The following is a 24,763-nucleotide window of genomic DNA, read 5'->3' on the forward strand; positions in this document are numbered from 1 at the left end:
CATAAATGGCAGATAATTTTGGCCTCAAAATTGGCGTTGAGGGCGAGCGTGAATTTAAGAACGCCCTGCGGGACATCAATCAGTCCTTTAAGGTTCTGGGGAGCGAAATGAAGCTGGTATCCTCGCAGTTTGACAAGCAGGATAAATCGGTGCAGGCAATTACTGCCCGCAATCAGGTGCTCAATAAAGAAATCGACGCCCAGAAAAACAAGATATCCACCCTTGAAAAAGCTCTGGCCAATGCCGCCGCCTCCTTCGGTGAGAATGATAAGCGCACACAAGCCTGGCAGATCCAGTTAAACAATGCCAAAGCCGAATTAAACGGCATGGAACGTGAACTTGACCAGAACAATAAGGCGCTGGATGAGGCTGCCGAGGGTTTTGACGAGGCTGAAAAGCAAACCAGAGAATTTGGGGAAGAATTGGACGATACGGCGGATACAGCCGATGATGCCGGTGGGAAATTCGAGAAACTGGGTGCCATCGTTAAGGGTATCGGTATTGCGGTAGGCGCGGCTATGGCAGCAATTGGTGCCGCCACGGCGGCTGCGGGCAAAGCACTGTACAATATGGCTACCGATGCCGCAGCAGCAGGCGATCGAATTGATAAAGTAAGCCAGAGTGTCGGCTTGTCTACCAAAGGCTTTCAGGAGTGGGATTACGTCCTTTCCCAAAACGGCGCGGATATCGAATCCCTAAAGACCGGACTAAACGGCTTAAATAATACGGTGGACGACGTTATTAACGGCAACGAAGCCGCTGCCCGAAAGTTTGAGCGCCTTGGCATTTCCATAGATGACCTAAGAGGCAAAAGCCGTGAAGAAATCTTCAATATGACCATTGCCGGTCTGCAGGGCGTGTCGGACGAGAGCGAAAAGGCGGCTATTGCCAGTGACCTGCTGGGAAAATCAGCAGTAGGCCTTGCGCCGCTTTTAAATCAGACTGTCGAAAGCACCGAGGCCCTCAAACAGAAAGCCAACGAACTTGGTATGGTCATGTCGGATGATGCAATCGCTGCTTCAGTGGCTTTCACCGATTCCTTGGATACCCTCAAACGCACCTTTGGCGGAATAAGAAATGCTATCGGAGCGCAGCTTCTTCCGGGGCTGACCATGATTACCGATGGATTTACGGGACTTCTTACGGGACAGGAGGACGCAGGGCAAAAACTCAAGGAAGGTGCGGAGGAAATCGTCAGGAATATTACCGAGCTAATCCCGAGGGTGCTTGGTATTGTCAGTTCCATCGTCTCAGCCCTGGCCCAGGTAGCACCCGACATTATTAAAGCGCTGGTAGTCGGGATCGTGGATAATCTGCCCACGATCATTGACGCTGCGGTCAGCATCGTGCAAACACTGCTGGGAGGTGTGATTGATGCGCTGCCGCAGCTCACCCAGGGTGCATTATACCTGGTGCTTGCCCTATTGGATGGCATTATCGCAAATCTGCCTGCCCTGGTGGAAGGTGCTTTGTTAATCATCGTCACCTTGGCCGAGGGAATCGCGGACGCTTTGCCAGAGTTGATTCCGGCTATAGTGGAAGCAATAATTCTCATCGTTGAAGTGCTTTTAAACAACATGGATAAAATTCTCGATGCGGCGTTTAGAATTATAGAGGGCTTGGCGCAAGGATTGTTAAATGCGCTGCCCAGACTCATTGAGGCGCTGCCAAGGATCATATCGTCCATCATTAACTTTATAACCAACAACCTGCCAAAAATCATCGAGCTGGGCTTATCCCTCATCGTACAGCTGGCAATTGGCTTAATAAAGGCTATTCCTGAACTCATTAAGGCTCTGCCCCAGATCATTGCCGCTATTATTACGGGGCTTGGGAAAGCGGTCGGTTCGGTGTTTGAGATCGGCAAGAACATCGTCACCGGTTTGTGGAACGGCATCAAGAGCATGATCACATGGATCAAGGATAAGATCAGCGACTTTGTGGGCGGTATCGTCAGTGGTGTAAAGGGGCTCCTCGGTATTAAATCCCCCTCTACCGTGTTTGCAGGTATTGGTGATGATATGGCACAGGGTATCGGCGTGGGCTTCGACAAGGCTATGGACAAGGTTGCCAAGGATATGCAGGACGCCGTTCCAACCAGCTTTGATGTGAATTCCAGTGTGGACGTGAACGGCAGCGGTGGGATTGCCGGTTTCGGAAATAACCCGCTGGTGGTCGTCCAGCAGATGATTGTGCGCAGCGAGGACGACATCCGCAGGATTTCACAGGAATTGTACAACCTGATGCAGACCGGCTCAAGGGCGCAAGGCCGCTTTAGTCCGGCGTAAGGAGGGAGATAAATGGGCTTTATCTATGGCGGCATATCGTCGCAAAGCATGAAAATCAAGGCGCGTCTGACCAATTGGCAGACCTCTCCCTCTCTGCGCAATGCCTTTGTTACCGTGCCCGGCAAATCAGGCGTGGCCGATTTTGGCTGCGATATTGCAGAGCGGATCATAACGGTGCGCTGCAGCGTGTATCCCCAGCGCAATTTTACCGAGCTTGTGGCTGTACTGGACAGTATGGCTGAATGGCTTAACCCGGTTAAGGGCTTAAAACAGCTTGTGCTGGACGATGTACCTGAACGATATTTCATGGCACGGCTCTCTGAGTCCGTGGATTGTGAAAGGGTTCTGCGCTCGGCTGGTTCCTTTGACCTGCGCTTCGTTTGTCCCGACCCTTATGCCTATGCACTGGATGACGAGATTTTCACCATTTCCACAGAAGGCGGTCATGTCATTGAACGGCAAGTAGGCAATGCCAATTCAGAACCGGTGTATTTTTTTAAGGGTGTGGTCACCTCATCCTCTTCCAGCTATATCGACCTTATTACCAACGGCGAGGAACTGCGGGTTGTCGGCCCGCTGGCTGAGGGCGAGACCCTTGTCATTGATACTGGCTTGGTGACAGCCAAAGTGACGGATGCTGGCGGAAACACCCTGCGGAACGGCTTGCCGTGTTTGCAGGAACTGAACTTTCCTATCTTACGCAAAGGGATTAACAATATTGAAATAACCGTTGGGGATGCAACGTTCACGGAACTTAAAATACAGGCACAGAGCCGCTGGAGGTGATGAGGATGGCAGTTAAAACAGTCTTAACATTGCAGGAGGATTTTACAGGCGAGTTTCCTGTAACAGAGCGCACGTCGGCGCTGTGGAGGTTTAATGAGAGCGCTCCAGATAGCAATACCCAACTCATGGATTCTTCCGGACACGGACGACATTTTACCATTTCTGGCTGGTCAGGCACCACCGCTGCCCTTCCCCTTAGCCGGTTCGGTCGGTATTTCAGGCAAAATATCAATAACCCGACCAGTGAAAGAACCCACCTTATAGCTGCCAACGACGGCAGCTTTTTTAATAATTTGGGGGATAAAATTGCCGTAGGCGGCTGGATCAACCCGACCACCTATTCAATCGGTCAGACTTTTATCCCCATTTTCAATACCCGGCAAGGACCCGGACAGCCCATCTTTTATGTGTCGCTCTATCAGGGCAGACCGCGTATGATGCTTTACAACTCGGCGGGCTCGCTGATTCTTGACCAGAGTGAAACGCCAAGTTTCTCCATGGTCAATGGCGGCTGGTACTTCATCGCAGCGGTTATTGAGGTCACTGCCAAGACTTCGCAGATAATCCTCTGTGATCGGAGTAACGGTGCGGTTTGGATAGCTCCCAAGCGCACTTTTACTGGTACCCTTAATCCGTCCTGCACTGCTGATATCGTCATGGGCATGCTGGCTAACACCTATTATTTCGCAGGCGGCTTCGACGATTGGTTCTTGGAGACCGATTCGCAGCTTACCGTGGAAGACTTGGCGGAATATTTCAGGAGTGCTCTTCTGGCCAATGGTGCTGACAGTGCTGCCAATGTGGATGCTTTAACCGAGCCTGGGACAGTCCTGCTCAAGGCGACAGGCGGTACTTATCCCGCAAGTGGTGTCTTGTATACTAAGGCGGCTCCTTGTGCACTATCCGGCAGCGGTAGGGTGTCGGTAACCAGTGAGTATGTACCGGGTGTTACCTCTATTACAGAGGTGGAAACAGCCACTTCCGATAACTTGGAAGAGTGGTCGGTGTGGCAAAACATAGGCAGCGGCGGCGAGCTGCAGTCGCCGAACAGGCAGTACATCCGCTTTCGTGTAACACTGGCAACAACCGACCCATCAAGGACGCCTAAACTCTTGGAAATCCAGCTTCATGATATCCCAAGGCCTCCTTTTGAAAAATTAGGCTATGCCCGGCCTGTGGTACTGGACGCAAACGGCGCATGGGAAGCTGTATTGGAGAACGCCTTTGATATTATTGTCACCGGCGAGGTCAATGGCGCTGAGGTGCTGGAATTCAAGCTGCCCTGGGGCGACAGCAAGCGGGCGGCATTGGACAACGAAAAGTCGGTGCAAATTGTCAAGGATATCTATCGCATCCGTACTATCTCAGACGAAAAAGGAACGGACGGAGCTACCCTCACTACGGTGTATGCTGAGGCGGCCTTTTATGATCTGGCGTTCAGTGCAGAAAAGCAGCCCATCGAGTTTAATGCAGACACCCCGGATGTGCCGATGCAATATGCACTTCAAGGCACCGGCTGGTCTGTAGGCACGGTCAATGTATCCACCCTGCGGACATGGCAATGCATAGAAAAAAACGCCCTGGCTATTCTTCGGGCGGTACAGAACATCCATGGCGGTGACTTGGTTTTCGATAGCGCCAACCGATTGGTACACCTGCTGACCTTCAGCGGTAAGGAAAGCGGCGCTCTCTTTGCTTATAGAAAGAACCTTAATAGTATTAAGCGGGTGGTAGATACCCGCTCCCTGGTGACACGGCTTTATGCTTACGGCAAGGATGGCATGACCTTTGCTTCCATCAACGATGGCAAGGAGTATGTGGAGGACTACACCTATTCTAATGAGGTGCGGGTTTCCGCCCTCGATTTATCCAACTTCAGTAATCCGTATCAGATGCTGGAGTTTACAAGGATGCGGTTGGCCGAGTACGCCAAGCCCCGTGTTTCCTATGTTTTATCTGCTATGGACTTATCCACCCTGACGGGCTATGAGCATGAGGCATGGGAGCTTGGCGATATTGTCACCGTGGACGACCGAGACTTGAATTTAACCATTCGGACACGGATTGTCCGCAGAGAGTACAATCTGCAGGAGCCTTGGAAAACCGTGCTGGAGCTGTCCAGCAAGCTGAGAGAACTTGGCGATTCTTCAATTGAAACGGTTGCTGACCAACTGGCGCAGTCCGACCTTGTGCAGCAGGAAATCCGGGACATGGTACCTTTTAACCATCTGAGAAATTCACGCGCTGACGATGGTTTTGCCTATTGGCAGAACTCAGGCTTTGAGATTGATACTGAAAACGGTGTGACGGGAACGGCGTCCTTCAAGGCAATTGGCGTTCCCGGTTTGACCAAGAGTATGGCACAAACGGTTTATCCAGCTTCAAGGCGCACCTATACCCTATCGGCGCAGATTGGCTCGGAGAACCTGCAAAAGGGTGCGAATGGTCAAGTGGGTATTGAGGTGGTGTTTGAGTACGAGGATGGCAGCACCGAAACACGCTTTATTGACCTATTTTAGAGGAGGTTGGCGGCATGACATATTTTCAGCAGATTGCGCGGGATGCATCGCCCAGAGGTTATAAAGTCCTGCGCTCTATCACTGTCCGGCTCTGCATCACTGACTGTACAGGCTCAGTGTATTTTACCGACCTGATGCTGCAGGCTGGGTCCATCGCTACCGGCTGGGTAGGTCATGTGAGTGAAATTCAATGGACATTTGATGGGTAGGTGACGCATATGGTGGGAAATTTCATTCGGTTTACTGAAACCCTCAAAACAAAGGAAGAACTTCGTGTAGTCAGCATTACTGTCCGCCCTGTCATCGCCGATTGCACAGGCAGCATCTGGTTTACCGACCTGCAAGTGCAGGAAGGCGGGCGTCTCACCGGCTATACGCCCCACACTTCTGCGATGCTCAAGAATTCGCCAAATCCGCCGCGTTACCATAACGGCATAGTGCGAACTGGGGAAACCATCATCATCTTCAACCTTGGCGAAACCTCCTCGGGGCTGGACTGCTACATCTACCCCCTACAGGACATGGAAGCTGGAAGCATCTCTCTCTCCCAAGGTGAAGGCTCGCATAAAATGCACTTCCTGACGGGAGCAAACGCTGGCGACGAGATGGTGTTGCGGGCTTCTACACGGGAATGCCTGAAAAATGGGATGCCTACACCAAAGCACGGTTTTTACCAATATTCCGCCGCCCATGACAGCAAGCATCAAGTTCGGCTTCAGGAGCGTAAATCGGCACGGGTGTATTTTGAGTACAGGGAGATGCGGAAAGGACAGGAACGGCTATGAGGAACTATTTAAAGGGAAAGAAGTGCATGGTGTGGAGTTTCATGGGTAATGCCCGCATGTATCAGGCACTCTTTAATTACGGTGACCGGCTGGATACAGTCGGTATTTTTACTTTTGAGGTTAATAGTTCGGGAGTAATCAGTGAAACCGGCACCAGCATCAGCAGTATGCTGCCATATATCAGCCGCTGGCCCCATGTGAAGTGGCTGCTGACCATCATGAACCATGGGTCGGCTTCCATTTTTACCGCACTGCGTAACAACACCAACGGCGCAAAGGATATGTTTTTATCCGAGATTGTGAGGATCATGAATAAATATCCTTGGTGCGCCGGTGTGGATATCGATTTAGAGCGGGGCGGCGGCTATGAAAACAAGGATGCAGCCAATGCCTTATTTCGTGATATCTACCAGACCGTGAAGAACTACAATCCTAGCAAGCTGGTCAATATCTGTCTGCCCGGCATGACCGGTGTGCAGGGTTCGGTGGGGGGCGAAAACTGGTGTGTGTATGAGGACTTGGATGAATACTGTGATACTGCTGCCATCATGAGTTATGGCATGGCGTGGGCAGGCTCTGCACCAGGACCTGTATCCCCCCGTAGCTGGCTGGAGGGTATCTACAACTATGCCGTCCAAGTCATGGACCCGGATAAAGTGTTTTTTGGTCTTCCGGCATACGGCTGGAATTGGCGCATCCATGACACGCCCGAAAACCTGGGGATCACCTATCGGGGTGTCTCCAACACCTATTATGCGGCCCAGCTTTGGATGACCGGGGGATACAACTTTACAGGCAACGGCCCGCCACAGCCCATGATCCCCATCATCGCCTATTGGGATGATTACGATAAGGTGCCATGGGCATTGCCCCAGGTTTATGACTATATGGAAGGTTGGGACGCAGTGGAACGGCAAAGCCCACTGCTGCAGGAAACCTACAACAGGCGGCGCTATTTAACCGCCTATAGCAAAGAGCAGCGGACAGAGTTCGGTAGTATATTTGTCGACCGCAACGGCGTCCCGGACAGCTATACCGGTAATGTCATAGTGACGGAGAATATGGCGTCCTTGGGCGAGGACGGGGAAGCGGAGTATCAGTTCCAGATCGAGCAGGCCGGAGTTTATGATGTGGCTGTGCGGCTATGTTACCCCTTTTGGGACAAGAATGCCCTTGATGTATCCCTTGATGGTACACTAAAGTCGTTCTCAGAAAACCGCCTGTGGTGGCCGTACTGGCGACGGATATGCTGGCTTACGCTGGCTAAAGGTGTTTTCCTTTCTGCTGGCACGCACACTATTGGTATTAGTGGCGGTGTGCCAGGCACGCAGTTTTACGGCTTTCGGGTTTGCAGCAACTTCTCGGAAGCACCATCCGCTGGAGAAGCAACATATACGCTCTCTCCCCGCAGTTTCAAGGATGTGAACGGTGTGATGGCCGTGCCGGATCGGGGCTTTAAGCTAACCTGTGAGATGCTCCGCAGAAGACCTGATTCAGCTCTCGTCTGGTATGAGGATTTTCGGGATGGCAATATGCTGCCACAGAGCTATTGGACGATACTGGACGGTGAATGGACGGTTTGGCAAAACCCGGACAGCACAGCCAACCGCCCCTACTCCCAGCTTGACGGGCACGGCAGGCTGGCGTGGAAGTATGACGGTTTTTCAGACGTCCATATTCGGGCGCGGCTGGCGTTTCCTCAGAACGGCAGTGGACGAGCAGGAGTGTTCTGTGGAGACCTGTTTTGCTGTTTAAATATTGATACACAGCGGGTTGAGTTATACCAAGGCTCCACACTGCTGGGCAGCTTTTCCACCAGCTTCAACAAGACGCCGGACAGCAGTCTTCGCTCCAGTCCTAGCATGTACACCATTGAGATGCGAAAGCGCGGCAATACGGTCAGGGTATACTCCGGTGCAAGCTATACCTTGCGCTTTACGGCGACTGTTAGCCCTACGGGGGGTTATGCTGGCTACCGCTCGGATAACCGGACAGTATGTGAACTGTTGCGGTTGGGTGATGCATGGACGTATGAGCCCTATGAGGCTTTTGATGTACACATGCCGGACGGAACCACCAAGGGTTTCGGCAGGATTTCCCGCACTGGCGTCACATGGGATGAAGAATTCCAAGTGTTTTCAGTCAATAGTGATGTAGAGGAATCGTCTACCCGCTCCGAGAGCATTTCCATGGACTATGATTTTTTTCACTCCGACCTGCTTCAAATCACCTGCGGTGGGGATTACGCCGCCAAGGTGGTGCCAAGGGACATCAATGTGTGGATCTCCCGGCTGTTTCTCGGCGACGCAGATGGTTTTTCCATTCTGTATTATCAGGATGTGGACAGCCTTGTCTATTGGGCCAATGAAGCGGCATACCGTTGGAAGCTTCGGGGTATCGCTATTTGGTCCCTGGGGCAGGAGGATATGAGACTCTGGGAGGCACTGCCCAAGCAGGTGTGACAAATTTTAGTAATGGAATTTCAAGAACGCTTTTGCCCAAAACGGCAGGGCGTTCTTTTTTGTGCCGCTGGGTGCTGGCGTTAAACACAAATTACAGAAAAACGGAGGTATTGACAATGAGAACAGTTTGGAACTGGGCACAGGCAGCCTTTGCCACCATGGGAGCTTTTCTTGGCTGGTTTCTTGGTGGGCTGGATGGATTTTTGTATGCCCTCATCGCCTTTGTGGTACTCGACTACCTGACCGGTGTTATATGTGCCATTACGGACAGGAGACTGTCCAGCGAGATTGGCTCGAAGGGCATCTTCAAGAAGGTGCTCATCTTTGTGCTGGTAGGAGTGGGACACATCGTCGACAGTCAGGTACTCGGCAGCAACGGTTCAATTCGGACGGCAGTGATTTTCTTTTATTTGAGTAACGAAGGCATCTCAATCTTGGAAAACGCTGCTCATATCGGGCTGCCCATCCCCGAAAAGCTTAAGTCGATTCTTGAGCAGCTAAAAGACAAAAGCAGCAAGGAGGACGAGTAAATGAACCTGAGAAAACTGATATTTACAAACAATGCCTGCTATAAGGCAGGCAGAACTATCACACCAAAGGGAATCATGGTTCATTCCACCGGCGCGAACAATCCCTGGCTGAGACGCTATGTTGGCCCTGACGATGGTCTGCTTGGCAAAAATCAGTATAACAATCATTGGAACCAGAACAGGCCGGATGGACGACAGGTTTGTGTCCACGGCTTTATTGGCAAACTGGCTGACGGTAGTATTGCCACCTATCAAACCCTGCCTTGGAATCATCGGGGCTGGCATGCGGGAGGTACGGCTAACGACACGCACATTTCCTTTGAAATTTGTGAGGATAACCTGACTGACACTGGTTACTTCAACAAGGTCTATCACGAGGCGGTTGAACTTTGTGCATATCTTTGCAAACTCTATGGACTGAATGAGACCAATATCATCTGCCACAGCGAGGGCTACAGACAAGGCATCGCCAGCAATCACGCCGATGTGATGCACTGGTTCCCCCGGCATGGCAAAAATATGGATGTGTTTCGTGCCGATGTAAAGAAGCTACTGGCCGATGTGAAACCTGACCCTGCGCCTCCCACAGAGGATACCCTCTACCGTGTCCGAAAAAGCTGGGATGATCCCAAGTCCCAAAAAGGTGCCTTCAGGGTACTGGACAATGCCAAACGCTGTGCTGACGAAAACTCCGGTTATTCCGTGTTTGACAGCACAGGTGCAAAGGTCTATAGCGGTAAAAATGATGCAGCTTATGAAATCTATACTGTCGTTAAAGGCGATTCTCTCTGGAGGATTGCATCGGCAAAGCTGGGTAGCGGTGCCCGCTATCCAGAAATCAAGGAACTGAATGGGCTGACCTCGGATACCATCTTCCCCGGACAGAAACTGAAAATTCCAAAGTGATGAAAAGGCATAACAAGAGAGACCCATAGTGGGGATTATTCAATCCTTATTATGGGTCTTATTTTTTTGCACCCAAACCGTCCGATTTTACTTCCTCCGCTGGCTTATAGCAAAGGCTCTGTCATTTGCCTTCGGAGGAGGTAGTTCAATGACATATCAGCAAAAAGAAAAGATTAAACAAATGCGCGGCGAGGGTTTCAGCTATTCGAAGATAGCGGCAACGCTTGGCATTTCAGAGAATACGGTGAAATCATACTGTCGCCGGAACAACCTGGGTGGGGTCGGCACGGGAATCGCCAATCAAGCCGACGATGCTTTCTGTCGACAGTGTGGAGCCCTGCTCACCCACACTCCCAGTGCTAAAAAGAAGCGGTTCTGCTCAGACCAATGCCGCATGGCATGGTGGAATGCCCACCCGGAAGCGGTCAACCGTAAGGCGATCTACTCATTCACGTGTGATCATTGCGGTATTGACTTTGAAAGCTACGGCAACAAGAATCGGAAATATTGCTCCCGTGCCTGCTACGGAAAGTCAAAGGCGGTGCCGCATGAATAAGGAACGAGGGATCATCTACTACACAGCGGCACTGGCGGTTTTTAGAAAATGGCTTGCAGAAGGTATCATCACCGAGGAGGAACTGGCAAAAATCGAAACAATAATAGCCGAAAAATATGGCCTGTCTTCGTGCAGCATATATCGTTAAAACACTTGATATTACAGGCGTTTAGAGCGAATATGTCATATACGGAAGGAGGTCTCTTATGGGAAGAATCATTACAAAAACAACTCTGGCTGCTCCATCCCTTCCCACCAGAAAAAGGGTTGCCGCTTATGCACGAGTTTCAAGCGGAAAAGATGCGATGTTACAGTCCCTCGCTGCCCAAGTCAGTTATTACAGTGGATTGATTCAGCGGAGACCGGACTGGGAATATGCCGGAGTTTATGCAGATGAAGCAATGACGGGAACAAAAGACAGGCGTCCTGAGTTCCAGCGCATGCTTGCTGACTGCAGGGATGAAAAAATCGATATGATTATCACGAAGTCAATATCACGATTTGCCAGGAATACCGTTACACTTTTGGAGACAGTACGGGAGTTGAAGCTGCTCGGCGTGGATGTATATTTTGAAGAGCAGAATATTCACTCCATTAGCGGAGACGGGGAGCTAATGCTGACCATCCTCGCGTCCTACGCACAGGAAGAGAGTCTGTCGGCAAGTGAAAACTGCAAATGGCGTATCCGTAAGCAGTTTGAAAAAGGTGAACTGGCCAATCTGCGGTTCATGTTTGGCTACCAAGTTGTCAAGGGTAAGGTAGAGATTGATTCAGAACAAGCCGCCGTTGTCCGCATGATTTTTGCGGACTATATCAGTGGTATGGGTGGCGGCAGGATAGCAAAGAAGCTCAAGGAAATGAATGTGGCCACTGTGCATAGCGGTGACTGGAACGGTGAGCGCGTGATTGCCATCCTTAAAAATGAAAAATACACTGGGAACGCATTGCTGCAGAAAAAATATGTGGCTGACCATTTGACAAAAAAGCTGGTCTGGAATAAGGGTACTCTGCCGATGTATTATGCGGAAGATACTCATCCAGCCATCATTGATAAGGAAACCTTTGAAAAGACGCAGGCAGTCATGGAGCAGCGGAGCAGGCTTTACGGGGCAAAGAGTGATACCCGTAACCGATACCCCTTTAGCGGCATTATCCAGTGCGTAAACTGCGGCAAGAAGTATAAGCGGAAAGTCAGAGGTGGAAAGGCGGCCTGGCAGTGTTCCACTTTTTTGCAGGAAGGTAAAGCTGCTTGCCACGCCAAGCAAATACCGGAACCGGTGCTTTACACAACCAGTGCCGAGGTTCTCGGTCTGGGCGAATTTGATATGGATATCTTTGAAACTGAGATAGCAGAAATCAGGGTTCCTGAGTTTAACAAGCTGGTCTTTGTGTTCCTAGACGGACATACAGACGAAAAGGTCTGGCAGGACCGGTCTCGCCGTGAAAGCTGGACGGACGAGATGCGTCAGGCTGCCCGTGAAAAAGCGAAAGGGAGGCGGTAATATGGCATCAAACGTAAGAATAATACCGGCCACGATTCGCCAAAATTCTGCCAATGGTACACATTTGAATGCTAAACGAAGAACGGCAGCCTACGCCAGAGTTTCCACCGACAGTGAAGAACAATTGACCAGTTACGAAGCGCAGGTGGATTACTATACCAAATACATTAAGGAACGGGCGGACTGGGAGTTTGTTAAGGTCTATACAGATGAGGGCATCAGCGCAACAAATACAAAGAAACGTGACGGCTTTAAGCAGATGATTGCCGATGCTCTTGACGGCAAGATTGATCTCATCATCACCAAAAGCGTATCCCGCTTCGCCAGAAACACAGTGGACAGCCTGGTAACAGTGCGCCAGCTTAAGGAAAAAGGCGTAGAGGTCTATTTTGAAAAGGAAAACATATATACGCTGGACAGCAAAGGGGAGCTTCTCATTACAATAATGTCCAGTCTTGCACAGGAGGAAAGCCGTTCCATATCCGAGAACGTCACATGGGGGCAGCGTAAGCGCATGGCAGATGGGAAGGTAAGCCTTCCATACGGTCAATTCCTCGGTTATGAAAAGGGCGAGGATGGCCTGCCGAAAATTGTCGAATCTGAAGCCGAGATTGTGCGGATGATATTCCGTCTGTTCATAGAAGGGAAAACCCCATCGGCAATTGCCAAACACCTTGCCAGCCAGGGCATTCCGTCGCCTGCAGGAAAAAAGACATGGCAGGTTGCTACGGTGAAAAGTATTCTGACCAACGAGAAATATAAAGGGGATGCGCTTTTGCAGAAGGGCTTCACGGTGGATTTCTTGACAAAGAAGCGAAAGGTCAATGAGGGCGAGGTTCCCCAGTACTATGTACAGAACAGCCATCCTGCCATTATCGAGCCTGAAGAATTCGATGCGGTTCAGGCTGAGATTGAGCGGCGAAAAAGTCTCGGCAGACCATCCGGCTGCAACAGCCCTTTCTCAGCGAAAATTGTGTGTGGCGACTGCGGTGGTTTTTACGGCTCCAAGGTATGGGGTTCCAATACAAAATACCGTCGGGTAATCTGGCGGTGCAATGAAAAGTATAAGGGTGATAAAAAGTGTAAAACACCCCATGTAACCGAGGATGATGTGAAACAGCGTTTTCTTACAGCGTTTAACAGGTTGATGGGGTGCCGGGATGAACTAATTGCCAACTGCCATCTCTCCCAGAATATCCTTTGTGACTGCTCGGAGATTGAAGCCGAAATTAAGGAACTTAGGCGGGAAATTGAAGTGGTCTCCGAACTTTGCAAAAAGGCAATCTATGAAAACGCTCGCGTCACTATGAATCAAGATGAGTGGAGTGAGCGCAACAACAGCTATCTGGAGCGGCATCGCAAGGCTACGGAGCGGGTTGCTGAACTGGAAAAACTGAAGAGTGAGCGCCAGAATAAATATCTGATGCTTGAAACCTTTATCAAGGGCATTGAATCAAGCCCGATGGTATTAGGGGAATTCGATAATAAGCTCTGGGCGGTGGCGGTTGAGAAGGTTAAGGTAATGCCGGATGGCAGGGTGGTGTTCAGTTTTAAGGATGGTACACAGATAGAGGAATAATACAAAACAGCCCACAGTAGGTGTTTTCCCCTATTGTAGGCTGTTGTTGACACTTACTGGAAGGGTATTTTTGCGCTATTCTTTCTTCCAATAGCAGAATTATTTCGGCAAAAAAGGGTATAATGCTCTATAATGAGGGAATTATTATACTTTATGAGCTTCCCCTTGGAAGAATTGAAGGAAGTGTAATCATGCCAAATTTGCTTACAAAAATAGTGGGTTTTTTGAAATACAGCAGACCAAATAATGAAGAAGGTTTTGAATTACTGGAAGACAAGTATGAACAGGGGAAGACCACGCAGATGGATTCCTCTGAATATGAGGATGATAAAAGCCAAAATCAACAAAAGGATAATACACATTCTAAATCAACAAAAATAAGAAAACCAATAAAAGTGGAAGATTGGAAGTCTAAGCAGAACAGTAATGCCAAAGGCAAGTCTTCCATTCAACCCCCTTCTGTTTCTAATGTTTTTAAGGATGTAGCAACTAACAAGCAGTATATTGAAGAGATCTTTAGTATGCCCAGGAATCAGGATGTGGTTATCAGGGAGTTTAAAATTGCTAGAAAAACAAAAGCCTTTTTGGTCTTTGTGGACGGTATGGTGGATAAAACTTCGGTAAACCAATTCATACTTCCACAATTAATGGACCCAGATAATTTTGCGGACGCATCTAATAGCTGTCCAATTGATTATATTATAGATAATGTATTATCTATTACGCAGCTTACAAAGGCCTCTGATTTTAATGAAATAAAGCCTCAAATCTTAAATGGACTGTCGGTCTTGTTTATCGATGAATGCTCGGAAGCGCTAATGATGGAAACCAGGGGATTTGAAAAAAGAAATATTGATAGGCCTATCGCAGAGCAGGTAGTAAAAGGCTCACAAGAAGGATTTACAGAAAACTTAAGAACAAACATAACGCTGCTGCGAAGAATAATCAAGAATGAAAAACTTATTACTGAAATTATCCCTACGGGAAAATTGAACAAGGTCAACAGTGCAATATTATACATTGAAGGTATCACCAATCCCAAAATAGTGGAAGAAGTTCGCCGACGCATTAAAAAGATTGACACAGACTTTATTGCAGGGAGTGGTATGCTTGAGCAATTGATTGAAGATAATTATCTTATGCCCTTTCCGCAGGTCGTTTCCACTGAAAGACCGGATAGAGCGGCTTCATTCCTGGTAGAGGGACAGGTAGTAATTATTACAGAAGGGGATCCCTTTGCGATGGCTGCTCCTGTGACTTTTTACAGACTATTTCATACCTCGGAAGACTCAATGCTGAGATGGCAATACGGTACCTTCTTAAGAATTATTCGATTTATTGGGGTTATGTCCGCTTTGCTCATTCCAGGCTTGTATGTTGCTTTAGTGCTGTATCATCACGAAATGGTACCATCGCCTTTTTTGGAGTCTATTGTAAAATCCAGAGAAGCTGTTCCCTTTCCAACCATTATTGAACTTTTACTAATGGAACTTGCCTTTGAATTGGTCCGTGAAGGTGGTGTTAGAATACCTGGTGTGATTGGGCAGACATTAGGTATTGTTGGTGCTTTGATATTGGGTCAGGTAGCAGTCCAGGCAGGTCTTGTTAGTCCAATTCTAATTGTAATCATTGCATTAACAGGCTTAGGCAGTTTTACCATGCCTAATTTTTCTATGGCGTTGGCCATTCGAATATTACGATTCCTCTTTGTTTTTGCCGCAGGAATAGCAGGCTTTTATGGCATATCCCTTGCGTTTATTGTAGTTGCAGCTTTGGCTTGTCATATGAAGTCTTTTGGAGTGCCTTTCTTGGCACCCGTTGCACCCAGCGCAAAAATTAACCCCGATACCATCATTCGCCAGCCTTTATTCAATCAAAGTATGCGCTCAGATCCCTTTAACACACCCAACCGTAAAAGAAATGACAAGGATAACGGAGGTGATGCTAAATGATAAAGGATGGTAAGTTTGGAGTCCATGAAACTATCGCTTTGTTAACGATAACGATATCAGCAAAAGTGTTTTTTTCCAGTCCTTCTATAGTCGCAGCGAAAGTAGGGACGGCTGGCTGGTATATGACACTTATATCTGGATTTGTTGCCTTTTTGGCAACTGTTTTGTTAATCAGGCTTTTGTCGCTATACCCGAATAAAACGCTAATGGAGATATACGAAATTGTATATGGAAAAGCAGTTGGTAAAATATTATCCTTTATTTTATTTGCATCAATTCTTGCTACTGTTGCCGCAAACAGCAGAGAATTTATCGAAATCATGAAGGTATATGATCTTCCGCAGAGTCCTCCGAGTTATCTTTTAATATTATTGTTTTTAGTAGTAGGTGTTTTGGCTTACTGGGGCCTTGAAACAATAGCGCGGTTTTCGAAGTTGATGGGATTTATTCTGCTATTGGCGTACATTTCAGTTTTGGCTCTGTCTTTAAAATTATATGAAACCCATCGTCTCTTTCCTATTCTTGGATATGGGTTGGAAACAACATTTTTGACAGGAATGCAAAGATCCTCAGCCTATGATGAAATCATCATAATCGGGGTGATAATTGGTTCACTTCATGGAATCAAGCATGCCAAAAAGGCGGCTTATTTGAGCTTAGCCCTATCTGTTTCTATTATTTCGACAGCCTTGCTTGCGTTTACTCTTGCTTTTCCTTATTTTACTGGGGAGGAAATTACTGCTCCAATTTATCTAATGGTCACGCTTATTGAATATGGAGAGTTTATACAAAGAATTGAACCTATATTCTTTTTCCTTTGGAATTTCAGTACGGTTATTTCTATAGCAGTTTTATTCTATGTTCTGGTTATCCTATACGCTTATATATTTGAGTTGGATGACAAAAGACCCATCATTATACCTTTGGGGATTATCGTCATTTTTCTGGCGTTGATTCCTCAAAACATTATCCAAGTTACAGTAGGCATTGTAAATATGATCAGAAGCTATGGTTGGGCTTTCTATTTTATACCTCCTGTGGTTACGCTTGTGGTAGCGAAAATAACAAAGAGATATGGAGGCAGAACCCAATGAAAAAAATCATTTTAATTATTTTGGTAACAATGCTGATGTTAATTATGACCTCCTGTTATGATGCCAGAGAAATTACTTCCGTTTCGTTTGTACAGATGATTGGAGTTGAACAAGGTATTTCAGATAAATGGAGAATCACTGTAAAAATAGCATCTATGCAAAACGGAGATGACAGCTCAAGCAAAGGGAGTGAATCATCACAGCAAACGCAGACAAAAACAATTACAATCGATGCACCTTCTTTTCATGGAGGGATTAATTTGATTAACGCAAATATGCCGCAAAAACTGGATTTCACCCACGCCAAATTGATGGTGATCTCTGAAGATCTTGCACAAAATGGTCTAATAGGTGAATATATAACGCCCCTCATTCGCTTTAGGGAAATAAGACGAACTTTGAATGTTATCGTTGTAGAGGGAAGTGCTCAAGAATTCGTCGAGAAGACAGAGGCGTTTACAGGGGGCAGCCCTTCACGGGCCGTTATTTCATTATTGAAGCAAGGAGAAAATACTGGTTTTTATCCTCGAATCTCCCTGAATGATTTTTATAACGGTATTAAGTCAACTTATAGACAACCTGTCCTTCCTTTAGGCAATGTCCACAAGGAAGAAAGCTTTAAAGAGGATGGAAGAGCTTTTACCATGGAATTTAGCAATACAGGTGAATTCTTTGCTGGAGACACACCAAGGAAGGGTGGCAATTCTATCGAATTGCTTGGCAGTGCTTTGTTTGTAGACGATAAAATGGTTGGTAAGCTAAATGGCCATGAAACAAGAATGATGATGTTAATCAGAGGAGAATTTAATAAAGGGATATTCACCATTCAAGACCCTAAATCTCCGGAGTGGATAATACCTATTGATACAAGACTATCAAGGAAGCCTGGCATTAAAGTCTCAATTGAAAACGGCTTGCCAATAATTAGACTGGAAATCAAAACAGAAGGAGACATATTAGCCATTCAAAGTGGTATTGATTATGGAAACGAAAAAATGATAATTATTGTTGAACAGGAAATGGTTAAATATTTGGGGGAAGGCATCAATCGTGTTATCCGTAAGTGTCAATCGTTAAATACAGACCCGTTTAACTTTGGCAGATCGGCGGTAAGGCATTTTTCAACCATTCATGAATGGGAGAATTATAACTGGAATGAAAAATTCAAGGAAGCTAAAGTTGAGGTTAAGATAGATTTTAAAGTCAGGAGAACCGGTGGACTCTTGAGAACTTCAGATAATATGAGGGATGATTAATCAGATGAATATTTTTATAATGCTACTTATTATCAGTGTTGTAGCTTATACATTAAGCTACGCAAAATACAACTGGTCTATCCACAATAGGTTAGGGGCTATAGGTTTGGTACTCTTAACGGTAATTACATTTGTCATGGCAACGTTTATTTTGTTTGTTTTTGATTAACAAAGGGATTGAACAACTATGTTTCGGTATGTATGAGAAGATGAATTCAGAAGCCTTAACGTATTCTCACTTACTAAAACGTAATTACAAATAATACCAATTAAAAATTCCCCAAAAAACTATTGACATGAATAAAAAAATATGTAAAATAAATTCTGTAATTAGCACTCACGGGGCGAGAGTGCTAACAAACAATAAAATATAAAGGAGTTGTTAATCATGGCTGGATTAGTACCTTTCAACAGAAACAAGTTAAGTGTTAGGCCGACTGGCGGTTTTGAGGACTTCTACAACATGCTTGATGACTTTTTTAGCGATAGATGGTTCCCAAGCAGAAGTCTGGCCGCTGATACATTTAAAGTGGATGTTCAGGAACATGAAAATGAGTACTGCATCGAAGCTGAAATGCCGGGTGTTAAAAAAGAAGAAATAAACCTTGAATTAAATGAAGGGAAGCTTACTATCTCTGTGAACAGAGAAGAAGAAGTTGAGGAAAATAAGAAAAACTATATTCACAGGGAAAGACGCATAAGTTCGATGCAACGTGCTGTTTACTTAGCTGATGCTGAATCTGAAGGAATTAAGGCAAAACTTGAAGATGGTGTACTCAATATCACCATCCCCAAACTAAAGAAAGCCGACAACACAATAAAAATTGATATTCAATAAGCAAAGAATGCACATCGGTTGCCCCGCTGATGTGCATTAAATTTTAGGTTAAGAATGATGTGCTGGTAATCAAAGATTGCACCCGTATTCTAGCAATGCACACCCCTTCTTTAAAATCGTTGAAAGATTGCTATAGGGGTGTGCATTGTATCATTTTATAGTAGATTAGCCAAATATAATCTTTGAAATAAAAGTCCTTTAGATAAGGGCTTTTTGGCGTTTTACAAGAGAATATCAACCCCCCGGTCAAGGTCGAGAGAATAAATTTTGACCGTCCGCCCCGGAAAATGAACCTTTTGGCTGCTGTTTACGTCTTAGTACAAAGGAGGCAGAAGCCATGAAAAATAAAACGATTGTTGTTTCTCTTGTGTTTTTGCTGCTGATAGGTGGTGCTGTAATTGCTGGTAATCTTATGCGTGACCTTACCGGCACAATGACCTATGTCGAGCTTGAGGGCGGCTTCTGGGCAGTGGAGAGCGGCGACGAGCTATATATTCCAACAAACCTAGATGATGAGTATATGAAAGAGGGGCTTGTTGTCAGCTTTAAGGTTGTGGAGCGCCCTGACATGGTTGGAATCCATATGTCCGGGACTTACGTCGAGATTATAGATTCAAAATAACTGGACCCGTTTAAAGAAGATAACCTGGGATGGTCCCAGGTTATCTTTTATTCAGCTTTGAACGAAATCAGCTCTCTATTGTTGTTGGCAAAGGGGGGCGTGCCTAGCTCCGTTGAGCCGCTCAGGTCTAGATCTTCACTCTCAAAGATTAAGCGTATTGCCGTGGCCGTCATCAGGTCTGCTCGGTCTTGGTCGGAGTTAACATCTCCATCTTTGAGCCGCTCATAAGCCACATCAATCGATACTTTCCCCCGGGCTGAAATCGTAAAGTTATCAGAGATATTACTGGACCAGGTTTCGTTCTGCTCTTTGGTTTTCATCGAACCTGATGTTTGGGCCTTGTAACTAAAGGTGCCCTCACCGGCCAGAATCGGAATCTGCCTTTTCCCGTCGGAAGAAGTTACCAGCTTGTTCTCGGTCAATTGCAGGTCAATAGTCAGTTCTTCGATCTCGTAAGCAGCCTGGGAGGTCCCGGCGGGAGTTCCAGGCCAGTCTAAGCTTTCGGACCAGGTACTGCCGCTCACCGAAACCTGAAGTTTTCCGTCAGAAGAGATTTCTAGCGGCGATAAATGCGCCAGTGCATGTTCAACCGGAAAACTAAACGGGGCGTACGGGTGGAGAAACTCAACTTCCGCGGCGATGCTTCGCTCAACAACTTCTTGCGGGGTGCGCAGGGTATGGAGGGCGTCCATTTTGGTGCCCTGACCAAAGCTGTCGGCCCGGTGGGAGCCCATCAAATCCAAGCATCCGGGGATAAAAAGAAGTGTTAGCAAAGTGCAAATGAGGATCATGTGGAATTTTTTCACCGAGCTCACTCCCGCCATTCGTAATTGTAGCGGAAGCCGTAATCATTACCGAGAATTATACGAACTGCCTTTTTGTCGCCAGGTTTGCCTTCGGGGATGACTTTTTCGCTGCTCATCGTCCCCTGGAAACTGTCTGCTATTGCTGTTTCCCCTTGCGGGCTAACTAATCTGATGACACTCGATGTTGCACGGGATGGTTCCAGGTCGCCATTATCGAAGGACGCGGCCAGGCGGGAAATACCCCATCCTTCCACCGTTCTGTTCACTGTCAGGGTGGCTCGTGCACCGGGAGCAAGATAACTGGCGGGATCCGTCCAGGTTACGTGAAAGGTGCCGGCGTGCAAGGTTTTTCCGTTTTTGTCGGATCGCTTTATTGAGTAGGAGAAATCGTTCTTCCCGCCCTGGGATTCGTGATAATCAAACAGCTCCGGTCCGCCGTATGAACCTCCCACCACGGAAGCATCCACGGGACTGATGAAATAATCCCACCCGGTTAAATACCAGCCAGGGCTGCTGGGAAGGGTGATTTTTCCATTCTCAAAGGGGAGCGCGTCGGCCACAGTCGGACCGTCAATAATCTCGAAATAGACTGTATCTTCAATGCCGCGGCCCCGGATTGATACTTTGTACTTGCCCGTTGGCCAGCCATCGTCAGGTTGTTCCAGTATAAAGGTGCCTCTGCCGAAATCTTTGCCAGTCTCGGACTGGAATGTGTGAATCGAGAAGTCTGTGTCAAGGTAGACCCATTCAATGTCCAGCACATCTTCGTTGAAATTGTCATAGACAAACCACACATACAGTTTTTCTGTGTCCTTATTATACTTACTTACGACATCCACGGGAATAAAGTTTTCCACATGGCTGGTGACCATGGTCTCCAGAAATCTGGGGTCGCCGAATTCCGTAAGATCACCATATTTGTCCGTTAGAGCTTCCACCATTGCCTGTTCTTCCTCGGTCTGTCCGAAACTTCCCGGCTTAAAAGAGTCCTGAATATCTTTACAGCCGGTGAAAACAAAAATGGTGAGGAAAATCAGGCCTGCCAACGCCAAGAATCTTTTTGACATATGCTTCAACCTCCTCTGTAATTTTAAGTATAATAATTAGGAGGAGCATTGCTATCACCTGTATGGGTGATTATTTGGCAAAAAGCATTTTTTGTAGCTAAACATGTTTTTGTTGGTGTGTTGTGCTTGAATTTTTTCCAGTGGGGAAGTATTCTTGGTATATAGGGTGGCCTGTAAACCAAGCTTTTGGGTGGGCAGGCCAGAGTTTAATGAAGTGTATCAGTAGAATAGCAACGATGGTTGTCAAACACTTCATGTTCAGTTCATGTATTAAGGTTATATTTAGTTCAGGAAGGATGATGACTATGGGACGGGCAAGAGGAGGCGGCGGCCGAATGGGTGGCGGCGGCCGTGGATTTGGCGGTGGTGGAAGCCGCGGCTTTGGTGGTCGAACCGGTGGTAGCCGGAGTGGTGGCTTTAATCAGCGAGGCAGCAGTGGTAATCGAACCAATAGGGGGATAACTGGGGGAGTCGGTATGTTTAGGGGGCCGGTTATGCGCCCTTATCGGCCGTACCGCCCGTTTAGGCCCTTTTTCCGTCCGATGCGCGGCCCTGGAATGGGATGTAGCGGTTGCGCATTGCCGATTATGGTAATAGCTTTTGTGATTCTTGCCATTGCCCTTATTTCTGTCTTTTCCGCCCCGGGAGGGGGCTCTGGAGTAACACCGTCGACAATTGAGCGTGAGCCTCTACCGCCAGGCAGTGTTGTTGAGACCGGCTACTACACTGATGAACTGGGCTGGATCAGGAACGGAACCCAACTTACGGCCGGGATGAAGAATTTTTACCAGCAGACCGGTGTTCAGCCATACTTATATTTAACCGATAATATCAATGGCTCCCCGACGCCAAGTTCAGATGAGGTAGAGGAATTTGCCTTCGCCCTGTATGACGAGCTCTTTGTGGATGAAGCTCATTTGCTATTGATTTTTCTTGAGTATCAGGAGCAATACTCCACCTGGTATGTCACTGGAACTCAGGCTAATTCGGTGATTGATACGGAAGCAGCAGATATTCTGTTGGATTATATTGATCGCTATTACCACTATGACAATCTCAGTGATGAAGAGTTTTTCAGTAAATCTTTTAATGACGCTGGGGAGCGGATAATGACGGTGACTACCTCGCCGTGGATACCTGTTTTGATTGTTGCGGGGATTATCGTGATTTTGCTGATAGGTTTCTTCTGGTGGAAGAAACGCAAAGAGCAGAAAAATCGCGAAGCTGAGCAGACGAAAGAAATCCTCAATACACCATTAGACACCTTTGGCGATAGCAAGGTCGATGAGCTGGCAGATAAGTATAATGATGACGAGAATAAGAATGATAATTAAATAAAACTTAGGAGGTTGTAAGATGGGAATTTTGGCTAGGTTTACAGACATCATTTCAGCAAATATTAATGCCTTGCTGGATAAAGCGGAGGATCCCGCAAAAATGATTGACCAGTATCTGCGCAAGCTCACGGCTGACTTGGCAGAGGTGAAAAAAGAAACTGCAGGAGTGATGGCTGAGGAAAGCCGGACTAAACGACTGGTTGATGAAAACGAGAAAGAAGTTGCAAAATACGAAGAGCTTGCTAAAAAGGCGGTAATGGCAGGGAATGAGGACGATGCCCGTGTTTTCCTGACCAAGAAACAAGAGTTTGAAACCGCTGGGGTCAGTCTACAAACATCATACGCCGTGGCACATGAAAACGCTGTAAAAATGCGCCAGATGCATGATAAGCTGGTCAAAGACATCAATTCTCTAAACAGCCGCAGACAAGCAATAAAGGCAAAGCTTGCAGTGGCCAGGACTCAAGAGAGAGTCAATAAAATTGGTGCCACCGATAAAGCGCAGGGTAGTATGGGCGCCTTTGACCGGATGGAGGAAAAAGCCGACAGAATGCTGGACGAAGCAAATGCCATGGCCGAACTGGACTCCCAGCCTGTTGATGAAGCGCAGGCTTTGGCAGAGAAATACAAACACACAGAGACCAACGCTTCTGTAGAGGATGAATTGGCTGCGCTCAAGAAGAAGCTGGGGTCTAGTAAAAGTTAAGCAAGGAAATAGCTACGGGTGATTAATAAATTGACCGGGGATTCAAACAGACTCTCCGGTTTTTTATCTGAATTATTAGTCTAGGCCAAAGTAGAGGCACCCGATTCGGTCCAGGACCAACGCTCCTGTAACAGATTTGTTGCGAAACCGTTGCAAGTTTCTGTCAGTCTGAATTGTCTTAACGGAATTTTCTTGTAGTGTTATAATGTGTACAATGCTATTGCATTCCAGTGGCAAACATTTACGAGGGGAGCTGTTTACCATGGTAATTAGGGGTTACTCGCAACAGCAGGTGGAAGAACTGGCCAAGAATCACAAAAAACCAGACTATAATAAGATAAAGTGTAAACATTGCAAACAATATGTTGTACTCCAAGATGGGGTATGTGTTCAGTGCGGAGTGGCGCCGACACTCAGACCGCTTTGGTTGACAACGTTAATTTATCTGGGTGTTGGAGCATTGGCGGTATTGGCAGTATTTGGGGTCTTTACAGTAATTGTGGCACTTATCGGGTAGCTTGAAGCAACCGTTAATTCCCTCTAATTGTTCACGGGCCGTCGGCGTCTGCAGGCGTGCGTAGTCTATTAATGTTATACTTGTCACAGAGTCGCAGAGTGGTTTCATTGGTGGACATAGGGGGTAATCGCTTGAGTGAACAGCCTTTGAATAGATGGGATCGGATAAAAAGCAAGTTCTACAGCACTATTGAAAAACAAATTCTCAAGGAAAAGCCGTATAAAGTTGCCCTGGGATGCGCGCTTGGGATTGGAGTCAATTTCTTTCCCACACTGGGGTTTGGGTTTGTTTTTGCATTCTTTTTGGCGGTTATAGCAGGGGTGAGCCGGGCCAGTGCAACCGCTGTCAGCCTGCTAACAGGCCCCCTCGTTCCCTTGATGTATGCCCTTAACATATTGATTGGTGGTTTAGTTATCACTCCGGTTGCCGGCAAAGAAAACCTCACGGATCTGATAATCAGCCAGTATTCCAAAATTTTGCGGGTCGGCGACGTTCAGGAACAGATCTTTAGCTTCTTAGAGTTTTTTGGCGCGGCTTTTTTGTTGGGCGCCGTTGTTAACGCAGTGGTGATCGGCACCGGTTTCTTTTTCTTTGTTCGCTTTATCCTGAGGAAAAGAATGAAACATAGTATTTAGCTCCCGTGGCCGGTCCAGTA

General features: G+C 47.2%; 21 protein-coding genes and 1 pseudogene. 20 read left to right on the plus strand and 2 right to left on the minus strand.

The annotated features are described in order from the left end of the window. Positions 1 to 5: 5 nt before the first annotated feature. From FH749_08190 to FH749_08265, 16 genes are all read left to right on the plus strand, one after another. Complete coding sequence (locus tag FH749_08190) at positions 6 to 2,288, plus strand: phage tail protein (protein ID MTI95456.1); 2,283 nt, start codon at positions 6 to 8, stop codon at positions 2,286 to 2,288. A gap of 12 nt (positions 2,289 to 2,300) precedes the next feature. Next, positions 2,301 to 3,074 (plus strand): phage tail family protein, encoded by a 774-nt coding sequence (locus FH749_08195; protein MTI95457.1) that lies wholly within the window; start codon positions 2,301 to 2,303, stop codon positions 3,072 to 3,074. 5 nt (positions 3,075 to 3,079) lie between these two features. Beyond that, entirely contained in the window at positions 3,080 to 5,593 is a 2,514-nt protein-coding gene (locus FH749_08200; GenBank protein MTI95458.1) for a hypothetical protein, read from the plus strand. 14 nt (positions 5,594 to 5,607) lie between these two features. Then, entirely contained in the window at positions 5,608 to 5,802 is a 195-nt protein-coding gene (locus FH749_08205) for a hypothetical protein (protein MTI95459.1), read from the plus strand. 9 nt (positions 5,803 to 5,811) lie between these two features. Beyond that, complete coding sequence (locus FH749_08210) at positions 5,812 to 6,378, plus strand: hypothetical protein (GenBank protein ID MTI95460.1); 567 nt, start codon at positions 5,812 to 5,814, stop codon at positions 6,376 to 6,378. Further along, positions 6,375 to 8,840 carry a glycosyl hydrolase gene (locus FH749_08215; GenBank protein MTI95461.1) on the plus strand — a complete coding sequence of 822 codons (2,466 nt, stop codon included), beginning with the start codon at positions 6,375 to 6,377 and terminating at the stop codon, positions 8,838 to 8,840. The genes FH749_08210 and FH749_08215 overlap by 4 nt, the downstream gene beginning before the upstream one ends. 116 nt (positions 8,841 to 8,956) lie before the next feature. After that, on the plus strand, positions 8,957 to 9,370 hold the full coding sequence (locus FH749_08220; protein MTI95462.1) for a phage holin family protein: 414 nt from the start codon (positions 8,957 to 8,959) through the stop codon (positions 9,368 to 9,370). Continuing rightward, complete coding sequence (locus FH749_08225; protein MTI95463.1) at positions 9,371 to 10,276, plus strand: LysM peptidoglycan-binding domain-containing protein; 906 nt, start codon at positions 9,371 to 9,373, stop codon at positions 10,274 to 10,276. It begins immediately after the preceding gene. 148 nt (positions 10,277 to 10,424) lie between these two features. After that, positions 10,425 to 10,832 (plus strand): RNA polymerase subunit sigma-70, encoded by a 408-nt coding sequence (locus tag FH749_08230; protein MTI95464.1) that lies wholly within the window; start codon positions 10,425 to 10,427, stop codon positions 10,830 to 10,832. A gap of 206 nt (positions 10,833 to 11,038) precedes the next feature. Next, the gene (locus FH749_08235; protein ID MTI95465.1) at positions 11,039 to 12,334 is read left to right on the plus strand and encodes a recombinase family protein; all 1,296 of its coding nucleotides are present in this window, start codon (positions 11,039 to 11,041) and stop codon (positions 12,332 to 12,334) included. 1 nt (position 12,335) lies between these two features. Further along, positions 12,336 to 13,913 (plus strand): recombinase family protein, encoded by a 1,578-nt coding sequence (locus tag FH749_08240; protein ID MTI95466.1) that lies wholly within the window; start codon positions 12,336 to 12,338, stop codon positions 13,911 to 13,913. Positions 13,914 to 14,104: 191 nt separating this feature from the next. Then, positions 14,105 to 15,865, plus strand: coding sequence for a spore germination protein (locus FH749_08245; GenBank protein ID MTI95467.1), 1,761 nt, complete (start codon positions 14,105 to 14,107; stop codon positions 15,863 to 15,865). Continuing rightward, the gene (locus FH749_08250; GenBank protein ID MTI95468.1) at positions 15,862 to 16,959 is read left to right on the plus strand and encodes a spore gernimation protein; all 1,098 of its coding nucleotides are present in this window, start codon (positions 15,862 to 15,864) and stop codon (positions 16,957 to 16,959) included. The genes FH749_08245 and FH749_08250 overlap by 4 nt, the downstream gene beginning before the upstream one ends. Further along, positions 16,956 to 18,215: a Ger(x)C family spore germination protein gene (locus FH749_08255; GenBank protein MTI95469.1), complete on the plus strand. Its 1,260-nt coding sequence runs from the start codon at positions 16,956 to 16,958 to the stop codon at positions 18,213 to 18,215. Before FH749_08250 ends, FH749_08255 begins: the two co-directional genes overlap by 4 nt. Positions 18,216 to 18,603: 388 nt before the next feature. After that, entirely contained in the window at positions 18,604 to 19,053 is a 450-nt protein-coding gene (locus FH749_08260) for an Hsp20/alpha crystallin family protein (GenBank protein MTI95470.1), read from the plus strand. Positions 19,054 to 19,390: 337 nt separating this feature from the next. Next, the gene (locus FH749_08265; protein MTI95471.1) at positions 19,391 to 19,675 is read left to right on the plus strand and encodes a hypothetical protein; all 285 of its coding nucleotides are present in this window, start codon (positions 19,391 to 19,393) and stop codon (positions 19,673 to 19,675) included. Between the two features lie 47 nt (positions 19,676 to 19,722). On the opposite strand, the gene FH749_08270 is transcribed toward FH749_08265, so the two are convergent. Then, positions 19,723 to 20,481, minus strand: a complete 759-nt coding sequence (locus FH749_08270; protein ID MTI95472.1) for a hypothetical protein — start codon at positions 20,479 to 20,481, stop codon at positions 19,723 to 19,725. A gap of 5 nt (positions 20,482 to 20,486) precedes the next feature. Further along, a complete protein-coding gene (locus FH749_08275; GenBank protein ID MTI95473.1) occupies positions 20,487 to 21,548 on the minus strand; it encodes a hypothetical protein in 1,062 nt (353 codons plus the stop codon). A gap of 317 nt (positions 21,549 to 21,865) precedes the next feature. On the opposite strand from FH749_08275, the pseudogene FH749_08280 reads away from it, so the two are divergent. The 4 genes and pseudogenes from FH749_08280 (at position 21,866) to FH749_08295 (ending at position 24,743) form a co-directional block, all read left to right on the plus strand. Further along, positions 21,866 to 21,964: pseudogene (locus tag FH749_08280) on the plus strand (RNA-binding protein). Between the two features lie 940 nt (positions 21,965 to 22,904). Next, a complete protein-coding gene (locus tag FH749_08285) occupies positions 22,905 to 23,591 on the plus strand; it encodes a PspA/IM30 family protein (protein ID MTI95474.1) in 687 nt (228 codons plus the stop codon). 262 nt (positions 23,592 to 23,853) lie between these two features. Next, entirely contained in the window at positions 23,854 to 24,108 is a 255-nt protein-coding gene (locus tag FH749_08290; protein ID MTI95475.1) for a hypothetical protein, read from the plus strand. 56 nt (positions 24,109 to 24,164) lie between these two features. Further along, entirely contained in the window at positions 24,165 to 24,743 is a 579-nt protein-coding gene (locus FH749_08295; protein ID MTI95476.1) for a DUF2062 domain-containing protein, read from the plus strand. The last annotated feature ends 20 nt before the right edge of the window (positions 24,744 to 24,763 follow it).

Source organism: Bacillota bacterium (assembly GCA_009711825.1).
Taxonomy (GTDB): domain Bacteria; phylum Bacillota; class Proteinivoracia; order UBA4975; family VEMY01; genus VEMY01.

What these genes read in the sequence shown, in the direction of transcription:
- FH749_08240 (MTI95466.1), top strand. Translation starts at nt 12,336, where the DNA reads ATGGCATCAAACGTAAGAATAATACCGGCCACGATTCGCCAAAATTCT.
- FH749_08290 (MTI95475.1), top strand. Translation starts at nt 23,854, where the DNA reads ATGGTAATTAGGGGTTACTCGCAACAGCAGGTGGAAGAACTGGCCAAG.
- FH749_08265 (MTI95471.1), top strand. Translation starts at nt 19,391, where the DNA reads ATGAAAAATAAAACGATTGTTGTTTCTCTTGTGTTTTTGCTGCTGATA.
- FH749_08225 (MTI95463.1), top strand. Translation starts at nt 9,371, where the DNA reads ATGAACCTGAGAAAACTGATATTTACAAACAATGCCTGCTATAAGGCA.
- FH749_08260 (MTI95470.1), top strand. Translation starts at nt 18,604, where the DNA reads ATGGCTGGATTAGTACCTTTCAACAGAAACAAGTTAAGTGTTAGGCCG.
- FH749_08275 (MTI95473.1), bottom strand. Translation starts at nt 21,548, where the DNA reads ATGTCAAAAAGATTCTTGGCGTTGGCAGGCCTGATTTTCCTCACCATT.
- FH749_08205 (MTI95459.1), top strand. Translation starts at nt 5,608, where the DNA reads ATGACATATTTTCAGCAGATTGCGCGGGATGCATCGCCCAGAGGTTAT.
- FH749_08190 (MTI95456.1), top strand. Translation starts at nt 6, where the DNA reads ATGGCAGATAATTTTGGCCTCAAAATTGGCGTTGAGGGCGAGCGTGAA.
- FH749_08250 (MTI95468.1), top strand. Translation starts at nt 15,862, where the DNA reads ATGATAAAGGATGGTAAGTTTGGAGTCCATGAAACTATCGCTTTGTTA.
- FH749_08285 (MTI95474.1), top strand. Translation starts at nt 22,905, where the DNA reads ATGGGAATTTTGGCTAGGTTTACAGACATCATTTCAGCAAATATTAAT.
- FH749_08195 (MTI95457.1), top strand. Translation starts at nt 2,301, where the DNA reads ATGGGCTTTATCTATGGCGGCATATCGTCGCAAAGCATGAAAATCAAG.
- FH749_08235 (MTI95465.1), top strand. Translation starts at nt 11,039, where the DNA reads ATGGGAAGAATCATTACAAAAACAACTCTGGCTGCTCCATCCCTTCCC.
- FH749_08220 (MTI95462.1), top strand. Translation starts at nt 8,957, where the DNA reads ATGAGAACAGTTTGGAACTGGGCACAGGCAGCCTTTGCCACCATGGGA.
- FH749_08210 (MTI95460.1), top strand. Translation starts at nt 5,812, where the DNA reads ATGGTGGGAAATTTCATTCGGTTTACTGAAACCCTCAAAACAAAGGAA.
- FH749_08245 (MTI95467.1), top strand. Translation starts at nt 14,105, where the DNA reads ATGCCAAATTTGCTTACAAAAATAGTGGGTTTTTTGAAATACAGCAGA.
- FH749_08255 (MTI95469.1), top strand. Translation starts at nt 16,956, where the DNA reads ATGAAAAAAATCATTTTAATTATTTTGGTAACAATGCTGATGTTAATT.
- FH749_08215 (MTI95461.1), top strand. Translation starts at nt 6,375, where the DNA reads ATGAGGAACTATTTAAAGGGAAAGAAGTGCATGGTGTGGAGTTTCATG.
- FH749_08200 (MTI95458.1), top strand. Translation starts at nt 3,080, where the DNA reads ATGGCAGTTAAAACAGTCTTAACATTGCAGGAGGATTTTACAGGCGAG.
- FH749_08230 (MTI95464.1), top strand. Translation starts at nt 10,425, where the DNA reads ATGACATATCAGCAAAAAGAAAAGATTAAACAAATGCGCGGCGAGGGT.